This is a genomic window from Aminobacter sp. MDW-2, assembly GCF_014250155.1.
GTDB lineage: Bacteria > Pseudomonadota > Alphaproteobacteria > Rhizobiales > Rhizobiaceae > Aminobacter > Aminobacter ciceronei.
This window is the reverse complement of the sequence record NZ_CP060197.1, coordinates 4,430,617-4,453,067: the sequence shown is the minus strand read 5'-3', so window position 1 is coordinate 4,453,067 and position 22,451 is coordinate 4,430,617. Positions and strand designations below refer to the sequence as shown.

The following is a 22,451-nucleotide window of genomic DNA, read 5'->3' as shown; positions in this document are numbered from 1 at the left end:
GAAGTGGATCCGGTCGCGTTGATGCGGCCGGAACTCCGGCTTCTGGTCGCCGCTTGACGACCATCAGGTCCCAAGGGTTGGTCGAATGAGCCAGTCAGCAGCAAAATCCCTCACCGACGTGCCGCATCGCGGCCTGATCACCGTTGCCATCATGCTGGCGACGGTAATGCAGGTGCTCGACACCACCATTGCCAATGTCGCGCTGCCCTCGATGGTCGGCGATCTCGGCGCGTCCCAGGACACCATCAACTGGGTGCTGACCTCCTACATCGTCGCCGCCGCCATCATGACGCCGCTGACCGGCTGGATGTCGGACCGTTTCGGCCGCAAGGAGCTGTTCCTCGTCTCGGTCGTCGGCTTCACCATCATGTCGATGCTCTGCGGCGTCGCCTGGAGCCTGGAGACGATGGTGCTGTTCCGCGTCCTCCAGGGCGTGTTCGGCGCGGCCATCGTGCCGTTGAGCCAGACCTTCCTGCTCGACATCAATCCCAAGGAGCGCCACGGCCAGGCCATGGCGCTGTGGGGCGCCGGCATCATGGTCGGCCCGATCATCGGCCCGACGCTCGGCGGCTGGCTGACCGAGAGCTTCAACTGGCGCTGGGTGTTCTTCATCAACCTGCCGGTCGGCATCGTCGCCTTCCTCGGCTCGGCCGCCTATCTGCCGGCCATCGGCAAGCGCCTGCGCGGCTTCGACTTCTTCGGCTTTGCCATGCTGTCGCTCGGCGTCGGCGCGCTGCAGCTGATGCTCGACCGCGGCGGTGAGGTCGACTGGTTCTCGGCCGTCGAGATCTGGATCGAGCTCGGCCTGGCGATCACAGGTTTCTGGGTCTTTGCCGTTCATATGGCGATATCGAAGAATACGTTCCTCGACCCCAGGATCTTCACCGACCGCAACTTCGTCACCGGCCTGGTGTTCATCTTCGTCATCGGCGTGATCCTGCTGGCGAGCCTGGCATTGCTGCCGCCGATGCTGGCCCGCATCTATGGCTACCCGACCATCACCACCGGCCTGGTCATGGCGCCGCGCGGCGTCGGCACGATGATCTCGATGCTTTTGGTCGGACGCCTGGTGCGCATGGTCGACAACCGCTACCTGGTCGTCGCAGGCCTGCTTCTGACCGCACTGTCGCTCTATTACATGACCGGCTTCACACCGCAGATGGATGCGTTCCTGATCGTTTCGACCGGCGTCGTGCAGGGCCTGGGCCTCGGCCTCGTCTTCGTGCCGCTGTCGACGGTGGCCTTCGCGACGCTTTCGCCGCAATACCGTACCGATGCCGCGAGCCTGTTCAGCCTGGTCCGCAACATCGGCTCGTCGATCGGCATTTCGATCGTCTCGGTGCTTCTGACGCGCAATGTCCAGATCAACCACGCCGAGCTGTCGGCCAACATCACGCCGTTCAACCCGAACCTGATGGCACTGTCGCCGGGGGCGGTATCAGGCAACCCGACGGCGCTGTCGCAGGTCGACGGCCTGGTCAACATCCAGGCGCTGATGATCTCCTACATCGACGACTTCAAGCTGATGATGATCGTCTCGCTCTGCGCCATTCCGCTGGCGCTTCTGCTGCGCAAGCCGAAGGTGCAGGCGGCGGCCAGCGCTGCGCCGGCAGCGCATATGGACTGAGCTGCGCCGGCAGCGCATATGGACTGAGCTGCGCCGGCAGCGCATATGGACCGACAAGAAAAGGCGCCGCCCGCGAGGACGGCGCCTTTTCATGTCCGTATCGGCGGCTAGCCGACGATGCGCAGGTTCGACAGTTCGTCGGCGATCTCCTTGAACACCTGCATCAGATTGGCGCCGGTGGCATTCCAGTAGAGCTTCTTGCCGATGGTCGTGCGCGAATAGGAGGCGCAGGACTTCATCGCGTCGATGGCCTTCTTCTCGGCGGTCTTGCTTTCGCTGAGGTCGAGCGACACGGTCATGACGACGACGGCGTCATTGCCCTGGCCGTCGATCTTGCGGGCATTGGGACCCTTGGCGTTGGAGCAGACCGTCTGCATCGTCTCGTCCATCGCCGCCTGGAAGTTGTCGCTGGTGTAGGTCGACTTGCTCACCGACGAACTGGTGCCCATGAAGATGCGCGAGGTGCTGGTGCCGTTGTAGCCCTTGCCGGCATAACCATAGGCGGCATAGGTCGAGCGGTTGTTGGCATAGCTCGAATCGCCGAACGAGCTGTAGGTGTTGGCGCCGTCGGTCAAGACGATGATGACCTTGTCGTTGCCCTTTTCCGATTCAGACCTGCCGCCGGTGAACGGCGCAGGGCTCGAGACGACCCGCCAGCCCCAGGCGGTGCCTTCCGGCACGTTGGTGTTGCCCGACGGCTCCATGTCGTCGATGGCCTTCTTGATATCGTCTTTTCCGCCGGTCACGCTGATGTCGGTCAGCGGGGTGATCGGATTGGTGGTGCAGGAATAGTTCGGACCATTGCCGTCAGGGGCGGCTGCCGCGTCATAAGGCTTGACGCGGAAATATTTGCGCATGTCCGCCTGTCTCGGCTTGGTGGTGGTGTTTTCCCAGTCCGCCCACCAGTCGTTGTCGTAGCTCCAGTTGTCGGTGTTCAGATCGGGAATGCCGTCATCATTCAGGTCGGTCCACAGATGCCTCGGCTCATCGGGCGCAAACATCGGGACGAACAGCGTTTCGGGATGTGTCGATGTTGCTGCCGCGTCATTGGTGTTGTAGGGCGCCGGCCGTGCTTCGACGCAGCCTTGCCAGCTCGTATATTGGGTAACCGTGTATTCGTATTCTGGTTCGTTGGTATACTCGCGACACCTGCCGCTGCTGTAGCGCTTGCAAACCCGCCTGACGGTGTTTGGTAGAGCCTCCCGGTCCGTCTGCGCGATGATGTCTTGATACAGGCTGAAGCGGGTGAGCGGTTCGCCTGCCTCTGCTCCCCAGCCGGCCCCCTTCTTGCGCCACATGCCGCCCGAATATTCGGCGAACTTCTCGCCGATCTGGGCGATGTCGGCGCTCGTCATGTTGGCTTGCGTCATCTTCGACCAGTCGAAGTTCTCGTGATGGACAGGCGAAAGCCCGTTCGTGTCCATCCACGACTGGTCGTCATTGTCGGGCGCGATGTTGACCGAGGCGGCGAAAGGCACCAGTGCGAACTGCACCGGCTTGTCGATCTGCTTCATCGCGGCGGCCTGTTCGGCCATCTTGTCGACCAGCTGCTTGGAGGCTGCCTTGAGCAGATCGATGCGCTTCTGGCCGGTACCGGAGCCGAGATAGCTCATCGACCCCGAATTATCGAGGACGAGCGCGACCTCGAGCGTGTTCTTGAGGCGTATCTCCGACTTGACGGCAAAATCCATCCGGTGCGACCCGCTGCCCTTGCCGAGCAGGGCTGCCGCGGCAGGCACGAAATAGGGATCGTATTTGAGATTGGCTTCGAGCTTCAGCGTGCCGCCGCCCGAATTGTTGCTCGGCAGCGTGACCACGAGTGTGGTGTTCGCCGGGTTCACCGGACCGAGATTGGCCTTGAAGAAGTCGCTCGCATAGGTCTTGAGCTGGTCGTCGGTGGCGCCTTCGATGAGGCGCCTGGCCGTGGCGATGCCGGCGGCGTCAAGCGCGTTGCGTGTGATCTCGCGCTGACGCGACATTTCCGAATAGTCGATCGCGAGAGCCAGAGCCCCCATGATCGGTACCATTGCTGCGACTGTGAGGATTGCATAGCTACCGCGCCGGTCGCGCAAGAATTTGCGGATCATGGATGGGGGTCCCCGAGCTCAACCCCGGCAAATTCGCACACAATCGTTAAATTTGAGGTTCCTAATCTATCGAGAAGTCGCAGCTCCGGATTAGCGTCCCGTTTACCAAGCGGACGCCGGTCCGTCGTGGCCGGGACGCCGTCGACGCCGCTGGCATAGTTGCATCAGGGGCAAAAGCTGGTGACAGGACGGACCGGTTCGGATAATTCCGGGCTACTTGGCCGTTCAGCCAAAGTCTCCCGTTGGGATCGATCGAAGGACAGGAAATGGCAGGCTTGCCGCAATCAATCGCGTCGCTCGAAGCGCTCACCGGCCGCTATCAGGCTCTGCTCTGCGACGTCTGGGGCGTCATCCACAACGGTGTCGACGCCTTCCCCGAAGCTGCGGCAGCACTCACGGCGGCACGCGACAAGGGCGTGGCTGTCGTGCTGATCACCAATGCGCCGCGTCCGCGCGCCGGTGTCATCGCCCAGCTCGCCAATCTTGGCGTGCCCGAAAGCGCCTGGGACCGTGTCGTAACCTCCGGCGACGTCACCCGCGAATTGATCCGCTCGGGGCCGCGCCGGGTCTTCCACATCGGCCCCGACCGCGATTTTCCGATCTATGACGGTCTCGATGTCGATCTTGTCGAGGAGTTCGAGGCCTCCGTCGTGGTTTGCACCGGGCTTTTCGACGACGAGACCGAAACGCCCGACGACTATGCCGAGATGCTGCGCCGCCTGCGCGCGCGCAACCTGCCGTTCATCTGCGCCAATCCCGACATCGTCGTCGAGCGCGGCCACGAGCTGATCTGGTGCGCCGGCGCGCTGGCGCGTGACTACGGCCAGCTCGGCGGCCGCACGCTGGTGTCGGGCAAGCCGCACCGGCCGATCTATGAGGCGGCGCTGGCGGCGGCGGGCGAAGTGCTCGGCCGCGAGGTCAAGCTGGCTGATGCGCTGGCGATCGGCGACGGCATGTTCACCGACGTCAAGGGTGCCGCCGACAACGGCATCGACGTGCTCTACGTCTCGGGCGGCATCCATGCCCGCGACTATGGCGAGGCGCATGCGCCCGATCCTGACATGCTCGCGGCGTTCCTCGACAAGCATGGCTATTCGCCGGTGGCGACCATTCCGAAGCTGCGGTAAGCGCCAAGATGACACAGAGCTTTCTTCGCATTTCGGGGGAAGAGCCGGTGCCGGAGCGGTTGCGCGGTAGCGTCGTTGCCATCGGCAATTTCGACGGCATCCATCGCGGCCACCAGGCGGTGCTCGAGCGCGCCCTCAAAGAGGCGCAGCGGCGCGGCGTGGCGGCACTGGTGCTGACCTTCGAACCGCATCCGCGCAAAGTGTTCCGGCCCGACGTGCCGCTGTTCGTGCTGACGCCGCCGCCGGTCAAGGCGCGGCTGATCGAGGCGCTCGGCTTTGCCGGTGTCGTCGAAACGCCGTTCACGCGCGAATTTGCCGGCCTGTCGGCCGAGGATTTCGTCACCTCCATCCTGGAGCAGCGCCTCGGCATCAGCCACGTCGTCACCGGCTTCGATTTCCATTTCGGCAAGAACCGGCAGGGCGGACCGGCTTTCCTGATGGCGGCGGGCGAGCGGCACGGCTTCGGCGTGACCCTTGTCGACGCCTTCCGCGACGAAGGCACCGAGATCATCTCGTCGAGCCGGATCCGCGAACTCCTGTCCAGGGGCGAGGCGGCGGAAGCGGCCGGATTGCTCGGCTATCGCTACACGGTCGAAGCAGAGGTCGTCGGTGGGGCGCAGCTTGGCCGCACCCTGGGCTTTCCGACCGCCAATATGCGGCTGTCTTCGGAGAGCGGTCTCAAGGAAGGCATCTATGCCGTGCGTTTCCGCCGCGCCGACGGAACGCTGTTTGACGGCGTCGCCAGCTTCGGCCGCCGCCCGACGGTGGGCGACAATCTGGCGCCGCTGCTCGAAACCTTCGTCTTCGACTTTACCGGTGATCTCTATGGCGAGATCGCTGCGGTGTCGCTGTTCGGCTACCTCAGGGGCGAGGTCAAGTTCGAAGGCCTCGACGCCCTCGTCGTCCAGATGAAACAGGACGAGGCCGAGGCGAGGGCGCTGCTCCAGGGCGTGCGCGCCCTCTCCGAACTGGACCAGGCCATCACCTTCTAGAAATGCGAAAGCGCTAGGCGTTGGCGCTTTTCAGGCCGAAGCCGAAGGCGATGTAGCCGATGCCCTGGAAGATCAGGTCGATCGCCAGGAAGGCGCCCAGCACGATCAGGCTGTTCACCGGCCAGCCGATGGCGATGACGATGCCGGCGAGCAATGTCACGACACCTGCGGCGACGATCCAGCCCCAGCTGGCGAGCAGGCCTCTGCCCTTGATGCCCATCCAGATGCGCATCAGGCCCGAGGCGACGAGGCTGGCCGCCAGGAACAGCGTCAGGATCGAGGATGCCAACAGCGGATTGTTGAAGGTGAGGAAGCCGGCGACGATGTAGAGCACGCCGCCGAGCAGCCACAGCAGCAGGCCGCCCCAGCTCTTGACGCCAAAGGCATGGACGATCTCGAAGACGCCGGCGAGGATCATCAGCCAGCCCACGAGGTAGACCGAGGTCACCGTCGCGATATACAGGTTGCCGGCCGCGATGATCCCGAGAACGGTGAGTGCTGCGCCCAAAAGCACGAACCAGCCCCATTTGGAGCGCAACGCGGCGATGTCGCCTTGCGGCATTTGATCGGAAATTGCCATCGGTCCCTTCTCCTGAAAGTTGCCTGCTTCAGTTGCGTGACCTCCGGCCACACCGCCAACGCTAGTACCGGCGGTTGTATCCGTCCAGCATTCCGGCTTCGGCATTCCGGTTTCGTCGGGGCGTGGGCCAATGTTGTGCCAGGGCTAGAAATTAAATCAAATTTTACCGAGTTGGGCCAAACCCGGGGGTGTCCTGTTGGGTGTGTTTCGTGTACGCGGGGTTGTGATGCCTAGTTTCGCTCGTATTTTGGCGGCAGCCTCCGCGCTTGCCTTGGTGACGGTTCCGGCAACGGCCGGCGAGGGCGCATTCGGCTTTCTCTCCGGCGACTGGTACCTGACGCTCGGCGCCACCGGCATGGTCGCGCCGCGTTTCGAGGGCTCCAAGAAATATCTGTTCAGCGCCCAGCCGATCATTTCGCTGGGGAAGGCCGGCAGTGAGGTGCGCTTTTCCTCGCGCAACGACAACATCTCCCTGGCGCTGATCGACGATGGCGGCGTCCGCGCCGGCCTGAACGGCAAGATCATCTTCGGCCGCGACGCCGAGCACGAGCTGCAGGGCCTGCACGACGTGCGCTGGGGCGGTGAGGTCGGTGGCTTCTTCGAATTCTACCCGACCGACTGGATGCGCGCCCGCGCCGAGGTCCGGCATGGCATTCGCGCCCATAGCGGCATCGTCGCCGACATCGCCGTCGATGCGTTCCACGACGTCACCCCCGAAATCCGGGTCTCGGGTGGCCCGCGTGTGTCCTTTGCCTCCAACGATTATTTCGACACTTATTACGGCGTCAGCGCCCAGGAAGCCGCCGCTTCCGGCATCAGCCAGTACAATCCCGGCAGCGGCATGCGCTCGGCGGGTCTCGGCGGCGCGGTCACCTGGAAGGCGACCGACAATGTCACCGCCAGCCTGTTTACCGAGTATTCGCGCCTGATGGGGCCGGCGGCCGATTCGACCATCGTCAGGGAGCGCGGCTCGCGCGACCAGCTGACGATCGGCGTGTCGACCAGCTACCGCTTCGACTTCAAGCTTTGATATCAGGCGAATTAGGCGCTTTATTCCGCGCTCCGGCTCCGCTAAAAGCGCGGCCATGAGATTTTTCGCGCCCGTCTTTGCGACGTCGATACGAATTACAGGCCCGGCCTTCCGGGTGGCCTGAGGCTGTCCGCAAGTCCGGGACTTTTTGCCTGCGCGCTACCGGCGCCTTTTCCAGATCATGACAGTTGAACGCCCGTGGCAGCTTTGCCGGGCAAGATGGCAAGACAAATGACCGACACGTTCGAAAAGCTCGACTATTCCAAGACGCTTTACCTGCCGCAGACGGAATTCCCGATGCGCGCCGGCCTGCCCGAGAAGGAGCCGGTGACGGTTGCGCGCTGGCAGAAGATGGACCTCTACAAGCGCCTGCGCGAAAGTGCCGCCGGCCGCGAGAAATACGTCCTGCATGACGGCCCGCCCTATGCCAACGGCAACATCCATATCGGCCATGCGCTGAACAAGATCCTCAAGGACGTCATCACCCGCTCGTTCCAGATGCGCGGCTACGATTCCAACTACGTGCCGGGCTGGGACTGCCACGGCCTGCCGATCGAGTGGAAGATCGAGGAAAAATACCGCGCCGCCGGCAAGAACAAGGACGAGGTCGAGATCAACGAATTCCGCAAGGAATGCCGTGAATTCGCCGCCGGCTGGATCGGCATCCAGGCCGAGGAGTTCCAGCGTCTCGGCGTCATCGGCGACTTCAAGAACCCGTACACGACGATGAATTTCCACGCCGAGGCGCGCATCGCCGGCGAGCTGTTGAAGTTCGCCATGTCGGGCCAGCTCTATCGCGGCTCGAAGCCGGTGATGTGGTCGGTCGTCGAGCGCACCGCGCTCGCCGAGGCCGAGGTCGAATACCAGGATTACGAGAGCGACACGATCTGGGTGAAGTTCCCGGTCGCTTCCGGCTCCGAAGCCCTGGCCGGCGCCCATGTCGTCATCTGGACGACGACGCCCTGGACCATCCCCGGCAACCGCGCCGTCAGCTATTCGCCGCGCATCGCCTACGGCCTCTATGAGGTCACCGCTGCCGAAAACGATTTCGGCCCGCAGCCGGGCGAAAAGCTGATCTTTGCCGCAGCCCTTGCCGACGAGGCCGCGGCCAAGGCCAAGGTGACGTTGAATCAGATCGCCAGCGTTTCCGGCGAAGAGCTTGGAAAGGCTGTGCTTTCGCATCCGCTCAAGGGCTTCGGCGGCGGCTATCTGTTCGGCGTGCCGATGATTGCCGGCGACCATGTCACCGACGATGCCGGCACCGGCTTCGTCCACACCGCACCCGGCCATGGCCGCGAGGACTTTGACGCCTGGATGGATGCGGCGAAGGATCTGCACGCGCGCGGCATCGACCCGGCGATCCCGTTTACCGTCGACGATGGCGGCTTCTTCACCAAGGACGCGCCGGGCTTCGGTCCCGGCCGCGAAGGTGGTGCGGCGCGCGTCATCGACGACAACGGCAAGAAGGGCGACGCCAACAAGGCGGTCATCGACGAGCTGATCAGGCACGCGGCGCTGTTTGCGCGCGGCCGGCTCAAGCACAGCTATCCGCACAGCTGGCGTTCGAAGAAGCCGATCATCTTCCGCAACACGCCGCAGTGGTTCGTCTATATGGACAAGGAGCTCGGCGACGGCACGACCTTGCGCAGCCGCGCGCTTCAGGCGATCGACGACACGCGTTTCGTGCCCGCCGCCGGCCAGAACCGCCTGCGCGCCATGATCGAGGACCGCCCCGACTGGGTGCTGTCGCGCCAGCGCGCCTGGGGCGTGCCGATCGCCATCTTTGCCGACGCCGACGGCAATGTGCTGAAGGACGAGGCGGTCAATGCCCGCATCGTCGCGGCCTTCGAGGACGAGGGCGCCGACGCCTGGTTCGCCGAGGGCGCGCGCGAGCGCTTCCTGGGCTCCCGCGCCAACGAGGCGTGGACCCAGGTGATGGACATCCTCGACGTCTGGTTCGACTCGGGCTCGACCCATGTCTTCACGCTGGAGGATCGCCCCGACCTGAAATGGCCGGCCGACGTCTATCTCGAAGGCTCGGACCAGCATCGCGGCTGGTTCCACTCGTCGCTGCTCGAAAGCTGCGGCACGCGCGGCCGCGCGCCTTACAATACGGTCGTCACCCATGGTTTCACCATGGACGAGGAAGGCCGCAAGATGTCGAAGTCGCTCGGCAACACCGTGGTGCCTCAGGACGTCATGAAGCAGTCGGGCGCCGACATTTTGCGCCTGTGGGTGATGACGACGGACTATTGGGAAGACCAGCGCCTCGGCAAGAACGTGCTGCAGACCAACATCGACGCCTATCGCAAGCTGCGCAACACCATCCGCTGGATGCTCGGCACGCTCGCCCATGACGACGGCGAGGAGGTGGCGCTGGCCGAGATGCCGGAGCTGGAGCGGCTGATGCTGCACCGGCTGTCGGAGCTCGATGCGCTGGTGCGCAAGGGTTATGACGATTTCGAGTTCAAGCGTATCACCCGTGCGTTGATCGACTTCATGGTCGTCGAGCTGTCGGCCTTCTACTTCGACATCCGCAAGGACGTGCTCTACTGCGATGCGCCGTCGAGCATCCGCCGCAAGGCGGCCGTCCATGTCGTGCGCGTGCTGTTCAACTGCGTCGTCAAGTGGCTGGCGCCGATGCTGCCCTTCACCACCGAAGAGGCCTGGCTCGAACGCCACCCGGGCGCCGAGTCGGTGCATCTCGAACAGTTCCCCGACGTGCCGGCTGCCTGGCGCGACGAGGCGCTGGCCGAGAAGTGGCGCAAGGTTCGCCAGGTGCGCAGCGTGGTTACCGGCGCGCTCGAGCTCGAGCGGGCCAAGAAGACCATCGGCTCGTCGCTGGAGGCGGTTCCTGTCGTCCATATGAGCGACGCGGTGCTGGAAGACGCGCTCTCGGGCATCGACCTGGCCGAGATCAGCATCACCAGCGATCTCGTCATCTCCCATGATGCGGCGCCGGCCGATGCCTTTGTCCTGCGCGAAGTTCCCGGCGTTGCCGTCGTCGTCGAGAAGGCGGAGGACCGTGGGCTGGTGAAATGCGCGCGTTCCTGGCGCTACACCGGCGATGTCGGTTCCGACGCCGCCTTTGCCGATGTCTCCGCGCGCGACGCCGCGGCCCTGCACGAACTCAAGGCGCTCGGCCGGCTCTGACACCCGACCGGCTGGCATGGGCCTGCTCTGAGATGGGCCGGCTCTGAGATGGGCCGGTTCTAACAGATGCTGAAATGCAACGACCGGTAGACATCTCCGGCCGGTCGTTGCCCTTGACGACCCATTAAGGTAAAAGCGCGAAACTCCGGCAGACAAATTGTCGCCGGAATTCCGTCGGATGAGCATACGGACCGGGACCCGGCTCAAGGCCGGCATCTAGCGAGAGGCGTTCGAGTGAAAATTACTGGCATGACGGACCGCATCAGCGCGCGCGGAGCTTTGCTTGCGTCGCTCGCCGTTTCCGGCCTGGCGCTTACGGGCTGCATGAGCGCGCCCACCTACGGCACCGACAAGTCGGCGACGACCCAGCTCGCGACCGACCTGACCAACATCATGTCGTTGAAGCCGAAGACCAACACCATCGACTACAAGCCGCGTCCGGAGCTGGTGAAGCCGAAGACCGGCCAGGTCGCCGCCCTGCCGGCGCCGCAGGACAACATCGTCACCACGGCAAGCGCCGACTGGCCCGAATCGCCCGAGGCACGCCGCGCCCGCATCCGCGACAACGCCACCAAGAATCGCGACAACCCGAATTTCGAGCCGGAAGTCGTCAACGACATGTCTGCGCTGAACGGCCCCGACATGAGCAAGTGGACGCCGGCGCAGCGCAAGGCCGAGATCGAACGCCGCCTGCGCGAGAACAAGCAGGGCAGCACCACTTCCCGCAAATATCTGAGCGAGCCGCCGCTGGCCTACCGCCAGGCAGCCGCCACCGCCGCCCAGGATGAGCTCGGCGAAGACGAGATCAAGAAGGAACGCCGCAAGAAGAAGCTCGCCAAGAAGGGCACGAGCTGGTGGCCGTTCTGATCCTGGCCACAATTGCAGACTGACCGGGCGCCCTGACTGGTTCAGGGCGTTTTCGTTTTTGCGGGGCTGCCTGCAGCAATTCCAGGAAAAGTGTGCAGCGGTTTTCCCTGGGAATTGCGCAAAACAAAAAGAGGAGCAATTCCAGGAAAAGTGTGCAGCGGTTTTCCCTGGGAATTGCGCAACAACAAAAATGCTGGAGAGATTCCGCGATTCGAAGCAAAGCGGAAACGCTCTAGTCCTCGCGCCTGTCCTTGAAGAAGCTCTTGAGCATCTCGGCGGCGCGGGTTTCACCGATGCCGGCATAGACGTCGGGTGCGTGATGGCAGGTGGGGGAGGCGTAGAACCTCACGCCGCTGACCACAGCGCCACCTTTGTCGTCGGCGGCGCCGAAATAGAGCCGGCGCAGGCGGGCAAACGATATGGCCGCGGCGCACATGGTGCAGGGTTCGAGCGTCACATAGAGGTCGAGCCCGGTCAGGCGCTCCTGGCCGAGCCGCACGCAGGCCTGGCGGATCGCCAGTATCTCGGCATGTGCCGTGGCATCGTTGAGTTCACGGGTGCGGTTGCCGGCCCGGGCGACGATTTCGTTGCCCTGGACGATGACCGCGCCGATCGGCACTTCGCCGCGCGCCGCTGCCGCTTCGGCCTCGTCGAAGGCCAATGCCATGTAATCGGGCCGTTTCACGCCTCAACCATCCTGTTACCCCTCGCTAACCCCCGAGCTTCCTGTTATCTAGCCGCCGAAAAGGGCAAAGGCCACCATGGACGACGATCGTAAGAAATTCCCCCGCAAGGGCGGGTCAAAACCGGCTGGAGCGGGCGGCCGTGACGGCGGTGCCAAGAAATTCGGCAAGCCGCGCAGCGAAGGTGGCGCAAAACCCTTTGCCAAGAAGCCGTTCGTGAAGCGCGCCGAAGGTGCCGAGGGCGGCGAACGCCCGAAGCGCGATTTCCGCCCGCGCGACGGCGAGGCGCGCGCCGAGCGGCCGTTCAACAAGGGGCCGCGCCCCGAAGGCAAGCCGTATGAAAAGCGCGAAGGCGGCCGCTCGTTCGGCGGCGACAAGCCCTTTGCCAAGAAGCCCTATCGTGCGCGCGCCGTCGAAGGTGCCGAAGGCGGCGAACGCCCCAGGCGCGATTTCGCGCCGCGTGATGGCGAAGCCCGCGCCGAGCGTCCGTTCCACAAGGGCCCGCGCCCTGAAGGCAAGCCATATGAAAAGCGCGAAGGCGGTCGTTCCTTTGGCGGCGACAAGCCGTACCGTGCGCGCCCGGCCGAGGGTGGGGAGCGTCCGCAGCGTGAATTCCGTCCGCGCGACGGCGAGGCGCGCGCTGAAGGCGGCGAGCGTCCGTTCCGCAAGGGCCCGCGCCCCGAGGGCAAGCCATATGAAAAGCGTGAAGGCGGCCGTTCGTTTGGCGGTGACAAGCCTTATCGTGCCCGTCCTGCCGAAGGCGGCGATCGTCCGCAGCGCGAGTTCCGTCCGCGCGACGGTGATGCGCGCCCGGCAGGCGGCGATCGCCCGTACCGCGCGCGCCCCGAGGGCGGCAAGCCCTTCGAGAAGCGCGGCGAAGGCTTCAAGCCGCGCCCGCGTGCTTCCGAGGATGCACCGGAGCCGGGCGAGCGCATCGCCAAGCGCCTGGCGCGTGCGGGCCTCGCCTCGCGCCGCGATGCCGAGGAGCTGATTGCTGCCGGCCGCGTCAAGGTCAACAACAAGGTGCTGGCGTCTCCGGCGGTCAACGTCATGCCTGACGACATCATCCATCTCGACGGCATGGAAATCCCGCCGATCGAGCGCACCCGCCTGTTCCTGTTCCACAAGCCGGCCGGCGTGGTCACCACCAACCGCGATCCCGAGGGCCGCAAGACCGTCTTCGACGTGCTGCCGCAAGAGCTGCCGCGCCTGATGACGATCGGCCGCCTCGACATCAACACCGAAGGCCTGTTGTTGCTGACCAATGATGGCGGCCTGTCGCGCGTGCTCGAACTGCCGGCGACCGGCTGGCTGCGCCGCTACCGCGTGCGCGTCCACGGCAAGGTCGAGCAGAAGACGCTGGACGGTCTCAGGGACGGCATCGCCGTCGAGGGCGTGTTCTACGGCTCGATCGAGGCGACGCTCGACCGCGAGCAGGGCAGCAATGCCTGGATCACCATCGGCCTGCGCGAAGGCAAGAACCGCGAGGTCAAGAACATCCTCGGCGCGCTCGGCCTCGAGGTGAACCGCCTGATCCGCATCTCCTATGGCCCGTTCCAGCTCGGCGAGCTGCCGGAGGGCCATGTCCAGGAGATCAAGGGCAAGATGCTGCGCGACCAGCTCGGCGAGCGGCTGATCGAGGAGTCGGGGGCCAATTTTGACGCCGACATCGTCAAGCCGTTCTCCAACAAGCCGACCTTCCGCCGCGAGGAACGTCGCGAGGAAGAGGCGCCGCGCGCCCCGCGTGCGCCCCGCCTCGACATCGGCGAAGGCGGCCTGATCAAGAACCGCAAGCGCGATCGCGAGCGTCATCGCGAGGACGTGCTGGGCCGCCTGTCGACCGAACGCCCTGCCGGCTTCGGCGACAAGCCGAGTTTCGGTGACAAGCCAAGGTTCGGCGACAAGCCGAGATCCGGGGACCGGCCGAAATTCGGGGACAAGCCCAAGTTCGGCGACAAGCCCAGGTTTGGCGACAAGCCGAAATTCGGCGGCAAGAAGGGTGACGAGCGCGAAAAGAAGCCGTTCGAGACGCCTGGTGCGCGCAAGACAAATGTCTGGATGGCTCCGGGCGCGCGTCCGCAGAGCGAAAAGGCCAAGGCCGATGCCGCGTCGAAGCCGCGCTTCGACAAGTCGCGTTCCGACAAGCCTCGTTCCGACAGGCCTCGTTCCGACAGGCCCCATTCTGACAGACCCCATTCTGACAGACCGGGCGGCGACGGCCCGCGCGGTGGACGGCCCGGCGGTCCGCGCCGGGATCGCGGCTGATGCGGGTAGTCGGTGGTGATTTGCGCGGCAGGCCGTTGGCCACGCCGCGCAACAACGCCATTCGTCCGACAACGGATCGCACACGCGAGGCGGTGTTCAACATGCTTGCCCATCGCTTCGGCGGCAGGCTCGACGGCGTGCGTGTGCTCGACCTCTTCGCCGGCACCGGCGCGCTCGGCATCGAGGCGCTGTCACGCGGCGCTGCCTATTGCGTGTTCATCGAGGAATCGGCCGAAGGCCGCGGACTTGTCCGCACCAATGTCGAGAGTTTCGGCCTGACCGGCCGGACCAAGATCTTCCGCCGCGACGCAACCGCTCTCGGAGACGCCGGCACGCTCGGGCCGTTCGGCCTGGTCTTCGCCGATCCGCCCTATGGCAAGGGCCTGGGCGAGAAAGCCTTGCGTTCGGCTCGCGCCGGCGCCTGGCTGGCGCCGGGCGCGCTCTGCGTCGTCGAGGAAGCGGCATCCGTTGCGTTCGAGCCGGGACCCGGCTTTGCCGTCGTCGACGAACGTTCTTATGGCGAGACGGTGATCCGCTTCATCGAGGCGCAATAGCTGCGGCGCCCGACTTCGGCCTCTTTCGGACCGGAAGATTACGAACAATTCACTTCCCGCCGCTTTGTGCCGAAGCCTATAAGGCGGGCACGTCCACATTCAGAGGCAGTTGATGATCTTGAGATTCTTGCGGGCGAAAGCCTCGCTGCCAGCCCTGTTGGCCCTGGGGCTGGCCTCGTCGGCGCCGGCTCTCGCCGAAGCGCCGCGCAGCGACTGGAAGGTCACCAGCTTCACGCTCGACAATGGTATGCAGGTCGTGGTCATCCCCGACCATCGCGCCCCGATCGCCACCCACATGGTCTGGTACAAGGTCGGCAGCGCCGACGAGATGCCCGGCAAGTCGGGCATCGCCCATTTCTTCGAACATCTGATGTTCAAGGGCACCAGCAACCACAAGGCCGGCGAGTTCGGCCAGAAGATCGCCGAGATCGGCGGCAGCGAGAACGCCTTCACCACCTATGACTACACCGCCTACCACCAGACGGTGACCCCCGCTGCCCTCGAAACGATGATGAGCTTCGAGGCCGACCGGATGCGCAACCTGGTGCTGACCGATGCGGTGATCGAGCCCGAACGCGACGTCATCCTCGAAGAGCGCCGCTCGCGCGTCGAAAACAATCCTGGCGCGCTGCTCAACGAGGAAGTCGACGCGACGCTGTATCAGAACCAGCCCTACCGCATTCCGGTCATCGGCTGGATGCATGAGATCGAAAAGCTCAACCGCGTCGACGCCACCGACTTCTACGTCAAGTATTACGCCCCCAACAACGCGATCCTGATCGTTGCCGGCGACGTCGAGCCTGATACGGTCAAGGCGCTGGCCGAAAAGACCTATGGCAAGGTGGCGCGCGGGCCGGAACTGCCGCCGCGCATCCGCCCGGTCGAGCCGGAGCAGAACACCAAGCGCACCGTCGAACTGACCGACGAGCGTGTCAGCGTGCCGAGCTTCTCCAAGGCCTGGGTGGTGCCGTCCTACCAGACGGCCGAGCCGGGCGAAGCCGAAGCGCTCGATCTTCTGTCGGAGATCCTTGGCGGCGGCAGCCGCAGCCGGCTCTACCAGGGCCTGGTGGTCAAGGACGGCATTGCCTCCTCCGCCGGCGCCTTCTTCCAGGGCACGATGGTCGACGACACCAGCTTCACCGTCTATGGCGCGCCGCGTGGCGAAGCCGGGCTGCAGCAGGTGGAAGCCGCCGTCGACGTCGAGATCCGCCGCATCATCAAGGACGGCGTGACATCGGACGAGCTCGAAAAGGCCAAGGACCGTTTCGTCCGCTCGATGATCTTTGCCCGCGACAACCAGGCCAGCATGGCCAACATCTATGGCAGCACGCTGGCGACCGGCGGCACGGTTGCCGACATCGAACAGTGGCCGGACAGGATCCGCACTGTCACCACCGACCAGATCAAGGCGGTTGCCGCCAAATATCTCAATCCCGACCATTCGGTTGCCGGCTATCTGCTGCCGGCGAAATCAGTCGAGAAGTGATGTGATGACCAGGCTCATGGCAATGCGTTTCAAGGCCCCCACTTTCTCGACGACGCGTGCATCAGCGGCGACGCTGATGCTGGCACTGGTTTTCCTGGTCCTGCCCGCCATGGTCGCGCGCGCCGAGGTCCGTATCCAGGAGGTCAAGTCCGACAAGGGCATCACCGCCTGGCTGGTCGAGGACTATTCGGTGCCGATCATCGCGATAAAATTCCTGTTCGATGGCGGCAGCACCCAGGATCCCCAGGGCAAGGAAGGCCTCGCCAACCTGATGACCGGGCTTTTCGACGAAGGCGCCGGCGATCTCGACAGCGACGCCTTCCAGATCAAGCTCGACGAGGCTGGCGCCGAAATGGGCTTCAACGAAGGCAATGACGCCGTCGGCGGCGGCATGCGCATGCTCGCCGAGCGACAGGACGATGCCTTCGAACTGCTCAAGCTTGCGGTCGAGACGCCGCGCTTCGACCAGGCGCCGCTCGACCGCATCCGCGCGCAGATCGTCAACGGCATCGTTGCCAATGCGCGCGACCCCGAGACCCAGGCGGCGCGCAAATGGGCCGAGGCGATCTACGGCACGCATCCTTACGCCAGGCCCGACATGGGCACCGAGGCGTCGCTGGCGACCATCACCGCCGATGACCTGCGCGCCTTCCACAAGGCCAATTTCGCCAGGGAAAACATCCATGTCGCCGTCGTCGGCGCCATCGACGCCGAGACGCTGAAGAAGCGGCTCGACCAGGTGTTCGGCGAATTGCCTGACAAAGCCGAATTGCGGCCGGTCGAACGCGTCGAGCCCAGGCTCGGCCAGACCATGCATATCGAATATCCCCTGCCGCAGACCTCGCTGCAGCTGGTCTATCCCGGCGTGCCGCGCGAAGCGCCCGATTTCCTTGCCGCGGCACTGATGGAGCACATCCTGGGCGGCGGCACATTCTCGTCGCGGCTGTTCGACGAGGTGCGTGAAAAGCGCGGGCTGGCCTACAGTGTCAGCTCCGCGCTGATCAACCAGGAGCATTCGTCGTCGCTGATCATCGGCACCGCGACACGGTCGGACCGGGCGGCCGAGACGCTTGGCGTCATTCGCGAGGTGATCCGCAAGATGGCGGAGGAGGGGCCTACCGCAGCTGAACTCGACGCGGCCAAGAAGTACATGCTCGGCGCCTATGCCATCAACAATCTCGATTCCTCGGGCGCGATTGCCGGCACGCTTGTCGACCTGCAGACCGACAAGCTCGGCATCGACTATATGCAGAGGCGCGTCGAGCTGATCAACGCCGTCACGCTCGACGACGTCAGGGCGGCGGCGCGCAAGCTGTTGTCGGTCGACCCCGCGATCATGATCCTCGGTCCGAAATTCGGAGAGAGCAAGGGATGAGCGCCACCTTCGCACTGGCACTTGGCGGCGGCGGCGCGCGCGGCCTCGCTCATATCCATGTCATCGAGGCGCTCGACGAGCTCGGCATCAGGCCGGTGGCGATCGCAGGGTCCTCCATAGGTGCTGTGATGGGCGCCGGCATGGCCGCCGGCCTGACCGGTAGGGAAATCCACGAGCACTCCCGCGCCGTGCTCGGCCGGCCGGCCGAGGTGGCCAGCCGCATGTGGCGGGCCCGGCCGGGCACGCTGTCGGAGATGGTCGAGACCGGCATCAGGGTCACCCAGTTCAATGTCGAGCGCATCCTCAAGTCGTTTCTGCCCGAGGGCGTGCCTGATACCTTCGAGGAGCTGAAGCTGCCCTTGAAGGTGACGGCAACCGACTATTACGGCCATTGCCTGAAGGTGTTCGAGGAGGGCGAGCTGTTTTCGGCGCTCGCCGCATCGGCGGCGATCCCGGCGGTGTTCAAGCCGGTGACGCGCGGCAACACGCTCTATATCGACGGCGGCATCTACAATCCGGTGCCGTTCGACCTGCTCGAGGGCCTGGCCGACCACGTCATCGCCATCGACGTCGTCGGCGCGCCATTCGAGAACGGCCGCAAGCCGCCCAATTCGATCGACCTGATGTTCGGCGCCAGCCAGCTGATGATGCAGTCGATCATCGCCAACAAGCTCGGCCAGAACCCGCCAGACATTTTCCTGAGGCCGCCGGTGTCGCGCTTCAAGGCGCTCGACTTCCTCAAGATCGACCAGGTCATGGCCGAGACGGCGGCGATCAAGGACGAGCTCAAGCACGCCCTCGACGAGATCCTGCGCTAGGCCCGGCGGGCGGCTTTCTCCAGCTATTGCAGCGTCGAAGCCTTGCCGGTGGAGAAGGGCGACTGTGCCGCCGGCGGCAGCGCCGGCACCGGCTCGTCCTGATGCTGCGGTTCGCGCGCGATCGCGTTGACGACGCGGAAGCAGACGAACATCGAGACGACACCGAACACCACAGCGCCCAGGCCCCAGCCGGCGATGACGCCGATGGCGCCCCAGTAATGCGCGCCGATCCAGACGAAGGGGATGACGCCGAGCGTCGAGCGGCCCCAGTTGAACACGGTCGAATAGGTCGGATAGCCCAGATTGTTGAAGGCAGCGCTCGACACGAAGATCGCGCCGTTGAACAGGAAGCTGCCGGCGGCGAAATGGCAGAAGAACACGATCAGTTCGCGGGCGATGCCGTCGGCGCCGAAGGCGCTGGCGATCGGGTTGGCGAAGATCGCCAGCAGCCCCCACACAGCCAGCACATAGACGATGGTGAACAGCAGGCTGTCGCGCATCGTCGTGGTCAGGCGCTCGAACTTGCGGGCGCCGTAGTTCTGCCCGAGGATCGGCCCGACGGCACCCGACAGCGCGAAGATGACGCCGAAGGCGACCGGCACCAGACGGCCGATGATCGCCCAGCCGGCCACTGCCTGGTCGCCGAAGGCAGCCATTTCGATGGTGACATAGGCGTTGCCGACAGGGGTCGCGACCTGGGTCAGCATGGCCGGCACGCCGATGGCGAAGAAGGGCCTGACGGCCTCGCGCAAACCGCTCAGATCCGGGAGCTTGATCAGCCGATGCACAACATGGGCGCCGTGCAGGCCGATGGCCAGCATGACGAAACGTGTCAGCACCGTCGAGATGGCGGCGCCGTCGAGGCCGAGGTCGAAGCCGAAGATCAGGATCGGGTCGAGAATGGCCGCGGCGATGCCGCTGCCGAGCGTCACATACATTGCCCGTCGCGCATCGCCGACGCCGCGCAATATGCCTGTCGTGCACATGCCGAGCGCCATGACAGGGAAGGACGGCAGCACGATCTGCAGGAACCGGGTCGACAGGTCGAGCGTCGCACCGGTGGCGCCGAGCAAAGCGAGCAGGGGCCGCAGGAACGGCAAGGCAGCGAGCGTCATCACAAGCGTGGCGACGCCCATGAACACCATCGAGGCGCCGCCCATGGAGCGGGCCTCCTCGCGCTGGCCGCGGCCGAGGCAGCGCGCCACCAGCGCGCCGCAGGCGATGGTGAAGCCGATCGAGATCGACAGCGTGAAGAACAAAAGCGTCGAGGCAAAGCCGATGGCCGCCGCCAGCTCCTCGATGCCGAGCAGGGAAATGTAGAACAGGTTGAGCGCGTCGACGATGAAGATGGCGATCAGCCCGACCGAGCCGGTGCCGGTCATGACCACGACATGGCGCATGGTCGAACCGGTGGTGAATTTTGCCGGTGCCGCCGCCGGAGCCTGTGTGGACATGCGATTTCCCTGGAAATTTCGGCGGCGAAGCACCGCATCACGGTGGTTTGACCATGCACCCGCCCATTGCACAAGCGGGTTGGGGACAATAGATGGGGTGGTACGGGCCGCGTCCAACGGGCGGCAAGCAATCGGAACATGCCAAATGAACGATACCAACGACGCCGCGAAACTGGCCGACCGGGTGGCGAGCCTCGTCGAGGCGGCAAAGAAGGCCGGCGCTGACGCCGCCGACGCGGTTGCGGTACGCGGCCGCTCGACAAGCGTTTCGGTGCGCCTCGGCAAGGTCGAGGCGACAGAGGCCTCGGAGAGCGAGGACATGTCGCTCAGAGTGTTCGTCGGCCAGCGTGTCGCCAGCGTTTCGGCGACCGCCGCCTCCGACCCCAGGGTTCTGGCCGAGCGCGCCGTGGCGATGGCCAGGGTATCGCCGGAGGATCCCTATCAGGGCCTGGCCGATGCCGCCTTGCTGGCGCAAACGCCGCGCGACCTCGACCTGTTCGACGACACCATCGTCTCGGCCGAACGCCTGAAGGAAGACGCGCTCGCCGCCGAAGAGGCAGCGCTCGCCGTCAAGGGCGTGACCAATTCGTCCGGCGCCGTTGCTGCCGCCGGTCTTGGCGGGCTGGTGCTCGCCACCTCGCACGGCTTCGTCGGCCATTATGTCGGCTCACGCTTCTCGCGCTCGGCCAGCGTCATCGCCGGCGAGGGCACGGCGATGGAGCGCGACTATGATTTCTCGTCACGCATCCACTTTGCCGATCTCGATGCATCGGCCGATATCGGCCGCAGCGCCGGCGAACGCGCGGTCAAGCGGCTCAACGCCCGCAAGGCGGCAACCGGACCCGTCGACGTCGTCTTCGATCCGCGCGTCGCGCGCGGCATTGCCGGCCACCTCGCCGGCGCCATCAACGGCGCCTCGGTGGCCCGCAAGACCAGCTTCCTGCGCGACATGATGGGCAAGCCGGTGGCTTCCGCCGCCATCACCGCCATCGACGAGCCGTTGAAGCGGCGCGGCCAGGCGTCGCGTCCGTTCGACGGCGAGGGCATCGAAGGTGCGACGCTCAAGATGGTCGACAAGGGCGTGCTCAACCACTGGTTCCTGTCGACATCGGCGGCGCGCGAACTCGGCCTCGTCACCAATGGCCGTGGCGCGCGCAGCGGCTCGTCGGTCACGCCGTCCTCGACCAATTTCAGCATCGAGCCGGGCGAGCGCTCGCCCGAGGACATCATCCGCTCGCTCAAGCGCGGCTTCTATGTCACCGAGGTGTTCGGCCAGGGCGTCGACATGGTGACGGGCGAATACAGCCGCGGCGCTTCCGGCTTCTGGATCGAGAATGGCGAGATCACCTGGGCGGTGTCGGAGGTGACGATCGCCTCCAACCTCAAGGACATGTTCCTGCGCATGGTGCCGGCAAGCGACCTCGACCGCAATTTCGGCACTGCCGCGCCGACGCTTCTGATCGAAGGCATGACCCTTGCAGGCGACTGACAACATCGACAATTCCGACCTGAAGGCCGAACTCGACCTGCTGCGTGCTGCTGCCACCGAGGCCGGGCGGATCGCCATGGGCTTTTTCCGGCAGAGCCCGGAAGTCTGGTTCAAGGGCGGCAATTCGCCGGTCAGCGAGGCCGATTACGCCGCCGACCACTATTTGCGCGAAACCCTGACCGCGGCACGGCCCGGCTATGGCTGGCTGTCGGAGGAAACCGCCGACAATCCCGACCGGCTCGGCGCGCGCCGCACCTTCGTCGTCGACCCGATCGACGGCACGCGCGGCTTCGTCGAGGGGCGCACGGCATGGTGCGTCAGCGTTGCCGTCGTCGAGGCCGGCCGCTCGCTCGCCGGCGTGCTCGAATGCCCGGCGCGGCAAGAGACCTTTTGGGCGGTCAAGGGCGGTGGCGCCTTTCTCAACGGCCAGCCCCTGAAGGTGCGCGAGGCGGGCGAACGCATGCGTATTGCCGGTCCCAAGCCGATGATCGACAAGATGCCTGTGCACTGGCAGGGCAGGCTCGATCGCGAGACCTACATTCCCTCGCTGGCCTATCGCGTGGCGATGATCGCCAACGGGGTGCTCGATGCGACTTTCGTCAAGCCCAATGCCCATGATTGGGACATCGCCGCTGCCGAGCTGATCCTGACCGAGGCGGGCGGCAAGCTGCTCGACCGGCATGGCGACAGGCTCGCCTTTGCCGGCAGTGACATCGTTCACGGCGCGCTGATGGCCGGCAGCGGCACGCTGCTCGATGTCATGGCCGGGGTGCTTGCCAGCCACGACGGTTGATGATTTTACCGACTGTTCCAAAACGGCGCGCTTTGGTCTAGATCAGGCGAGCCCTGAGATGATGAATCAAG

Annotated in this window: 17 protein-coding genes; 13 read left to right on the top strand and 4 right to left on the bottom strand. The window is 65.1% G+C overall.

The genetic code is table 11. The features are described 5' to 3' along the window. Positions 1-85: 85 nt before the first annotated feature. Positions 86-1,627 carry a DHA2 family efflux MFS transporter permease subunit gene (locus H5P29_RS21905; RefSeq protein WP_154385465.1) on the top strand — a complete coding sequence of 514 codons (1,542 nt, stop codon included), beginning with the start codon at positions 86-88 and terminating at the stop codon, positions 1,625-1,627. Positions 1,628-1,734: 107 nt separating this feature from the next. On the opposite strand, the gene H5P29_RS21900 is transcribed toward H5P29_RS21905, so the two are convergent. Further along, positions 1,735-3,714 (bottom strand): pilus assembly protein, encoded by a 1,980-nt coding sequence (locus H5P29_RS21900; RefSeq protein ID WP_154385464.1) that lies wholly within the window; start codon positions 3,712-3,714, stop codon positions 1,735-1,737. A gap of 266 nt (positions 3,715-3,980) precedes the next feature. Here H5P29_RS21900 and H5P29_RS21895 point away from each other — a divergent pair, with 266 nt between their 5' ends. Continuing rightward, the gene (locus H5P29_RS21895) at positions 3,981-4,841 is read left to right on the top strand and encodes a TIGR01459 family HAD-type hydrolase (protein WP_154385463.1); all 861 of its coding nucleotides are present in this window, start codon (positions 3,981-3,983) and stop codon (positions 4,839-4,841) included. Positions 4,842-4,849: 8 nt separating this feature from the next. Next, entirely contained in the window at positions 4,850-5,833 is a 984-nt protein-coding gene (locus H5P29_RS21890; protein ID WP_154385462.1) for a bifunctional riboflavin kinase/FAD synthetase, read from the top strand. A 13-nt stretch (positions 5,834-5,846) separates the two neighbouring features. On the opposite strand, the gene H5P29_RS21885 is transcribed toward H5P29_RS21890, so the two are convergent. Then, complete coding sequence (locus tag H5P29_RS21885) at positions 5,847-6,413, bottom strand: HdeD family acid-resistance protein (protein WP_246340597.1); 567 nt, start codon at positions 6,411-6,413, stop codon at positions 5,847-5,849. A 226-nt stretch (positions 6,414-6,639) separates the two neighbouring features. On the opposite strand from H5P29_RS21885, the gene H5P29_RS21880 reads away from it, so the two are divergent. The 3 genes from H5P29_RS21880 to H5P29_RS21870 all read left to right on the top strand — a co-directional run bounded on the left by H5P29_RS21880 (position 6,640) and on the right by H5P29_RS21870 (position 11,463). Beyond that, entirely contained in the window at positions 6,640-7,443 is an 804-nt protein-coding gene (locus H5P29_RS21880; protein WP_154385461.1) for a MipA/OmpV family protein, read from the top strand. Between the two features lie 231 nt (positions 7,444-7,674). Next, positions 7,675-10,596: an isoleucine--tRNA ligase gene (ileS, locus tag H5P29_RS21875; RefSeq protein ID WP_154385460.1), complete on the top strand. Its 2,922-nt coding sequence runs from the start codon at positions 7,675-7,677 to the stop codon at positions 10,594-10,596. Positions 10,597-10,845: 249 nt separating this feature from the next. Continuing rightward, complete coding sequence (locus H5P29_RS21870; protein WP_154385459.1) at positions 10,846-11,463, top strand: hypothetical protein; 618 nt, start codon at positions 10,846-10,848, stop codon at positions 11,461-11,463. A gap of 232 nt (positions 11,464-11,695) precedes the next feature. Here the strand turns inward: H5P29_RS21870 and H5P29_RS21865 are convergent, their stop codons facing one another. After that, the gene (locus H5P29_RS21865; protein WP_182573670.1) at positions 11,696-12,148 is read right to left on the bottom strand and encodes a nucleoside deaminase; all 453 of its coding nucleotides are present in this window, start codon (positions 12,146-12,148) and stop codon (positions 11,696-11,698) included. A gap of 76 nt (positions 12,149-12,224) precedes the next feature. On the opposite strand from H5P29_RS21865, the gene H5P29_RS21860 reads away from it, so the two are divergent. The 5 genes from H5P29_RS21860 to H5P29_RS21840 all read left to right on the top strand — a co-directional run bounded on the left by H5P29_RS21860 (position 12,225) and on the right by H5P29_RS21840 (position 18,644). After that, the gene (locus tag H5P29_RS21860; RefSeq protein WP_154385458.1) at positions 12,225-14,411 is read left to right on the top strand and encodes a pseudouridine synthase; all 2,187 of its coding nucleotides are present in this window, start codon (positions 12,225-12,227) and stop codon (positions 14,409-14,411) included. Beyond that, complete coding sequence (rsmD, locus tag H5P29_RS21855) at positions 14,411-14,965, top strand: 16S rRNA (guanine(966)-N(2))-methyltransferase RsmD (RefSeq protein ID WP_154385457.1); 555 nt, start codon at positions 14,411-14,413, stop codon at positions 14,963-14,965. The genes H5P29_RS21860 and rsmD overlap by 1 nt, the downstream gene beginning before the upstream one ends. Positions 14,966-15,077: 112 nt before the next feature. Beyond that, complete coding sequence (locus tag H5P29_RS21850; protein ID WP_154385456.1) at positions 15,078-16,451, top strand: pitrilysin family protein; 1,374 nt, start codon at positions 15,078-15,080, stop codon at positions 16,449-16,451. 4 nt (positions 16,452-16,455) lie between these two features. Next, the gene (locus tag H5P29_RS21845; protein WP_154385455.1) at positions 16,456-17,826 is read left to right on the top strand and encodes a pitrilysin family protein; all 1,371 of its coding nucleotides are present in this window, start codon (positions 16,456-16,458) and stop codon (positions 17,824-17,826) included. Further along, positions 17,823-18,644 (top strand): patatin-like phospholipase family protein, encoded by an 822-nt coding sequence (locus H5P29_RS21840; RefSeq protein ID WP_154385454.1) that lies wholly within the window; start codon positions 17,823-17,825, stop codon positions 18,642-18,644. The genes H5P29_RS21845 and H5P29_RS21840 overlap by 4 nt, the downstream gene beginning before the upstream one ends. A gap of 23 nt (positions 18,645-18,667) precedes the next feature. Here H5P29_RS21840 and H5P29_RS21835 read toward each other — a convergent pair whose 3' ends face one another. Next, positions 18,668-20,098: an MATE family efflux transporter gene (locus tag H5P29_RS21835; RefSeq protein WP_067963352.1), complete on the bottom strand. Its 1,431-nt coding sequence runs from the start codon at positions 20,096-20,098 to the stop codon at positions 18,668-18,670. Between the two features lie 145 nt (positions 20,099-20,243). Here H5P29_RS21835 and H5P29_RS21830 point away from each other — a divergent pair, with 145 nt between their 5' ends. Beyond that, a complete protein-coding gene (locus tag H5P29_RS21830; RefSeq protein WP_154385453.1) occupies positions 20,244-21,587 on the top strand; it encodes a TldD/PmbA family protein in 1,344 nt (447 codons plus the stop codon). Next, entirely contained in the window at positions 21,574-22,380 is an 807-nt protein-coding gene (locus tag H5P29_RS21825) for a 3'(2'),5'-bisphosphate nucleotidase CysQ (RefSeq protein WP_154385452.1), read from the top strand. Before H5P29_RS21830 ends, H5P29_RS21825 begins: the two co-directional genes overlap by 14 nt. The last annotated feature ends 71 nt before the right edge of the window (positions 22,381-22,451 follow it).

What these genes read in the sequence shown, in the direction of transcription:
- H5P29_RS21905 (WP_154385465.1), top strand. Translation starts at nt 86, where the DNA reads ATGAGCCAGTCAGCAGCAAAATCCCTCACCGACGTGCCGCATCGCGGC.
- H5P29_RS21900 (WP_154385464.1), bottom strand. Translation starts at nt 3,714, where the DNA reads ATGATCCGCAAATTCTTGCGCGACCGGCGCGGTAGCTATGCAATCCTC.
- H5P29_RS21895 (WP_154385463.1), top strand. Translation starts at nt 3,981, where the DNA reads ATGGCAGGCTTGCCGCAATCAATCGCGTCGCTCGAAGCGCTCACCGGC.
- H5P29_RS21890 (WP_154385462.1), top strand. Translation starts at nt 4,850, where the DNA reads ATGACACAGAGCTTTCTTCGCATTTCGGGGGAAGAGCCGGTGCCGGAG.
- H5P29_RS21885 (WP_246340597.1), bottom strand. Translation starts at nt 6,413, where the DNA reads ATGGCAATTTCCGATCAAATGCCGCAAGGCGACATCGCCGCGTTGCGC.
- H5P29_RS21880 (WP_154385461.1), top strand. Translation starts at nt 6,640, where the DNA reads ATGCCTAGTTTCGCTCGTATTTTGGCGGCAGCCTCCGCGCTTGCCTTG.
- ileS (WP_154385460.1), top strand. Translation starts at nt 7,675, where the DNA reads ATGACCGACACGTTCGAAAAGCTCGACTATTCCAAGACGCTTTACCTG.
- H5P29_RS21870 (WP_154385459.1), top strand. Translation starts at nt 10,846, where the DNA reads ATGACGGACCGCATCAGCGCGCGCGGAGCTTTGCTTGCGTCGCTCGCC.
- H5P29_RS21860 (WP_154385458.1), top strand. Translation starts at nt 12,225, where the DNA reads ATGGACGACGATCGTAAGAAATTCCCCCGCAAGGGCGGGTCAAAACCG.
- rsmD (WP_154385457.1), top strand. Translation starts at nt 14,411, where the DNA reads ATGCGGGTAGTCGGTGGTGATTTGCGCGGCAGGCCGTTGGCCACGCCG.
- H5P29_RS21850 (WP_154385456.1), top strand. Translation starts at nt 15,078, where the DNA reads ATGATCTTGAGATTCTTGCGGGCGAAAGCCTCGCTGCCAGCCCTGTTG.
- H5P29_RS21845 (WP_154385455.1), top strand. Translation starts at nt 16,456, where the DNA reads ATGACCAGGCTCATGGCAATGCGTTTCAAGGCCCCCACTTTCTCGACG.
- H5P29_RS21840 (WP_154385454.1), top strand. Translation starts at nt 17,823, where the DNA reads ATGAGCGCCACCTTCGCACTGGCACTTGGCGGCGGCGGCGCGCGCGGC.
- H5P29_RS21835 (WP_067963352.1), bottom strand. Translation starts at nt 20,098, where the DNA reads ATGTCCACACAGGCTCCGGCGGCGGCACCGGCAAAATTCACCACCGGT.
- H5P29_RS21830 (WP_154385453.1), top strand. Translation starts at nt 20,244, where the DNA reads ATGAACGATACCAACGACGCCGCGAAACTGGCCGACCGGGTGGCGAGC.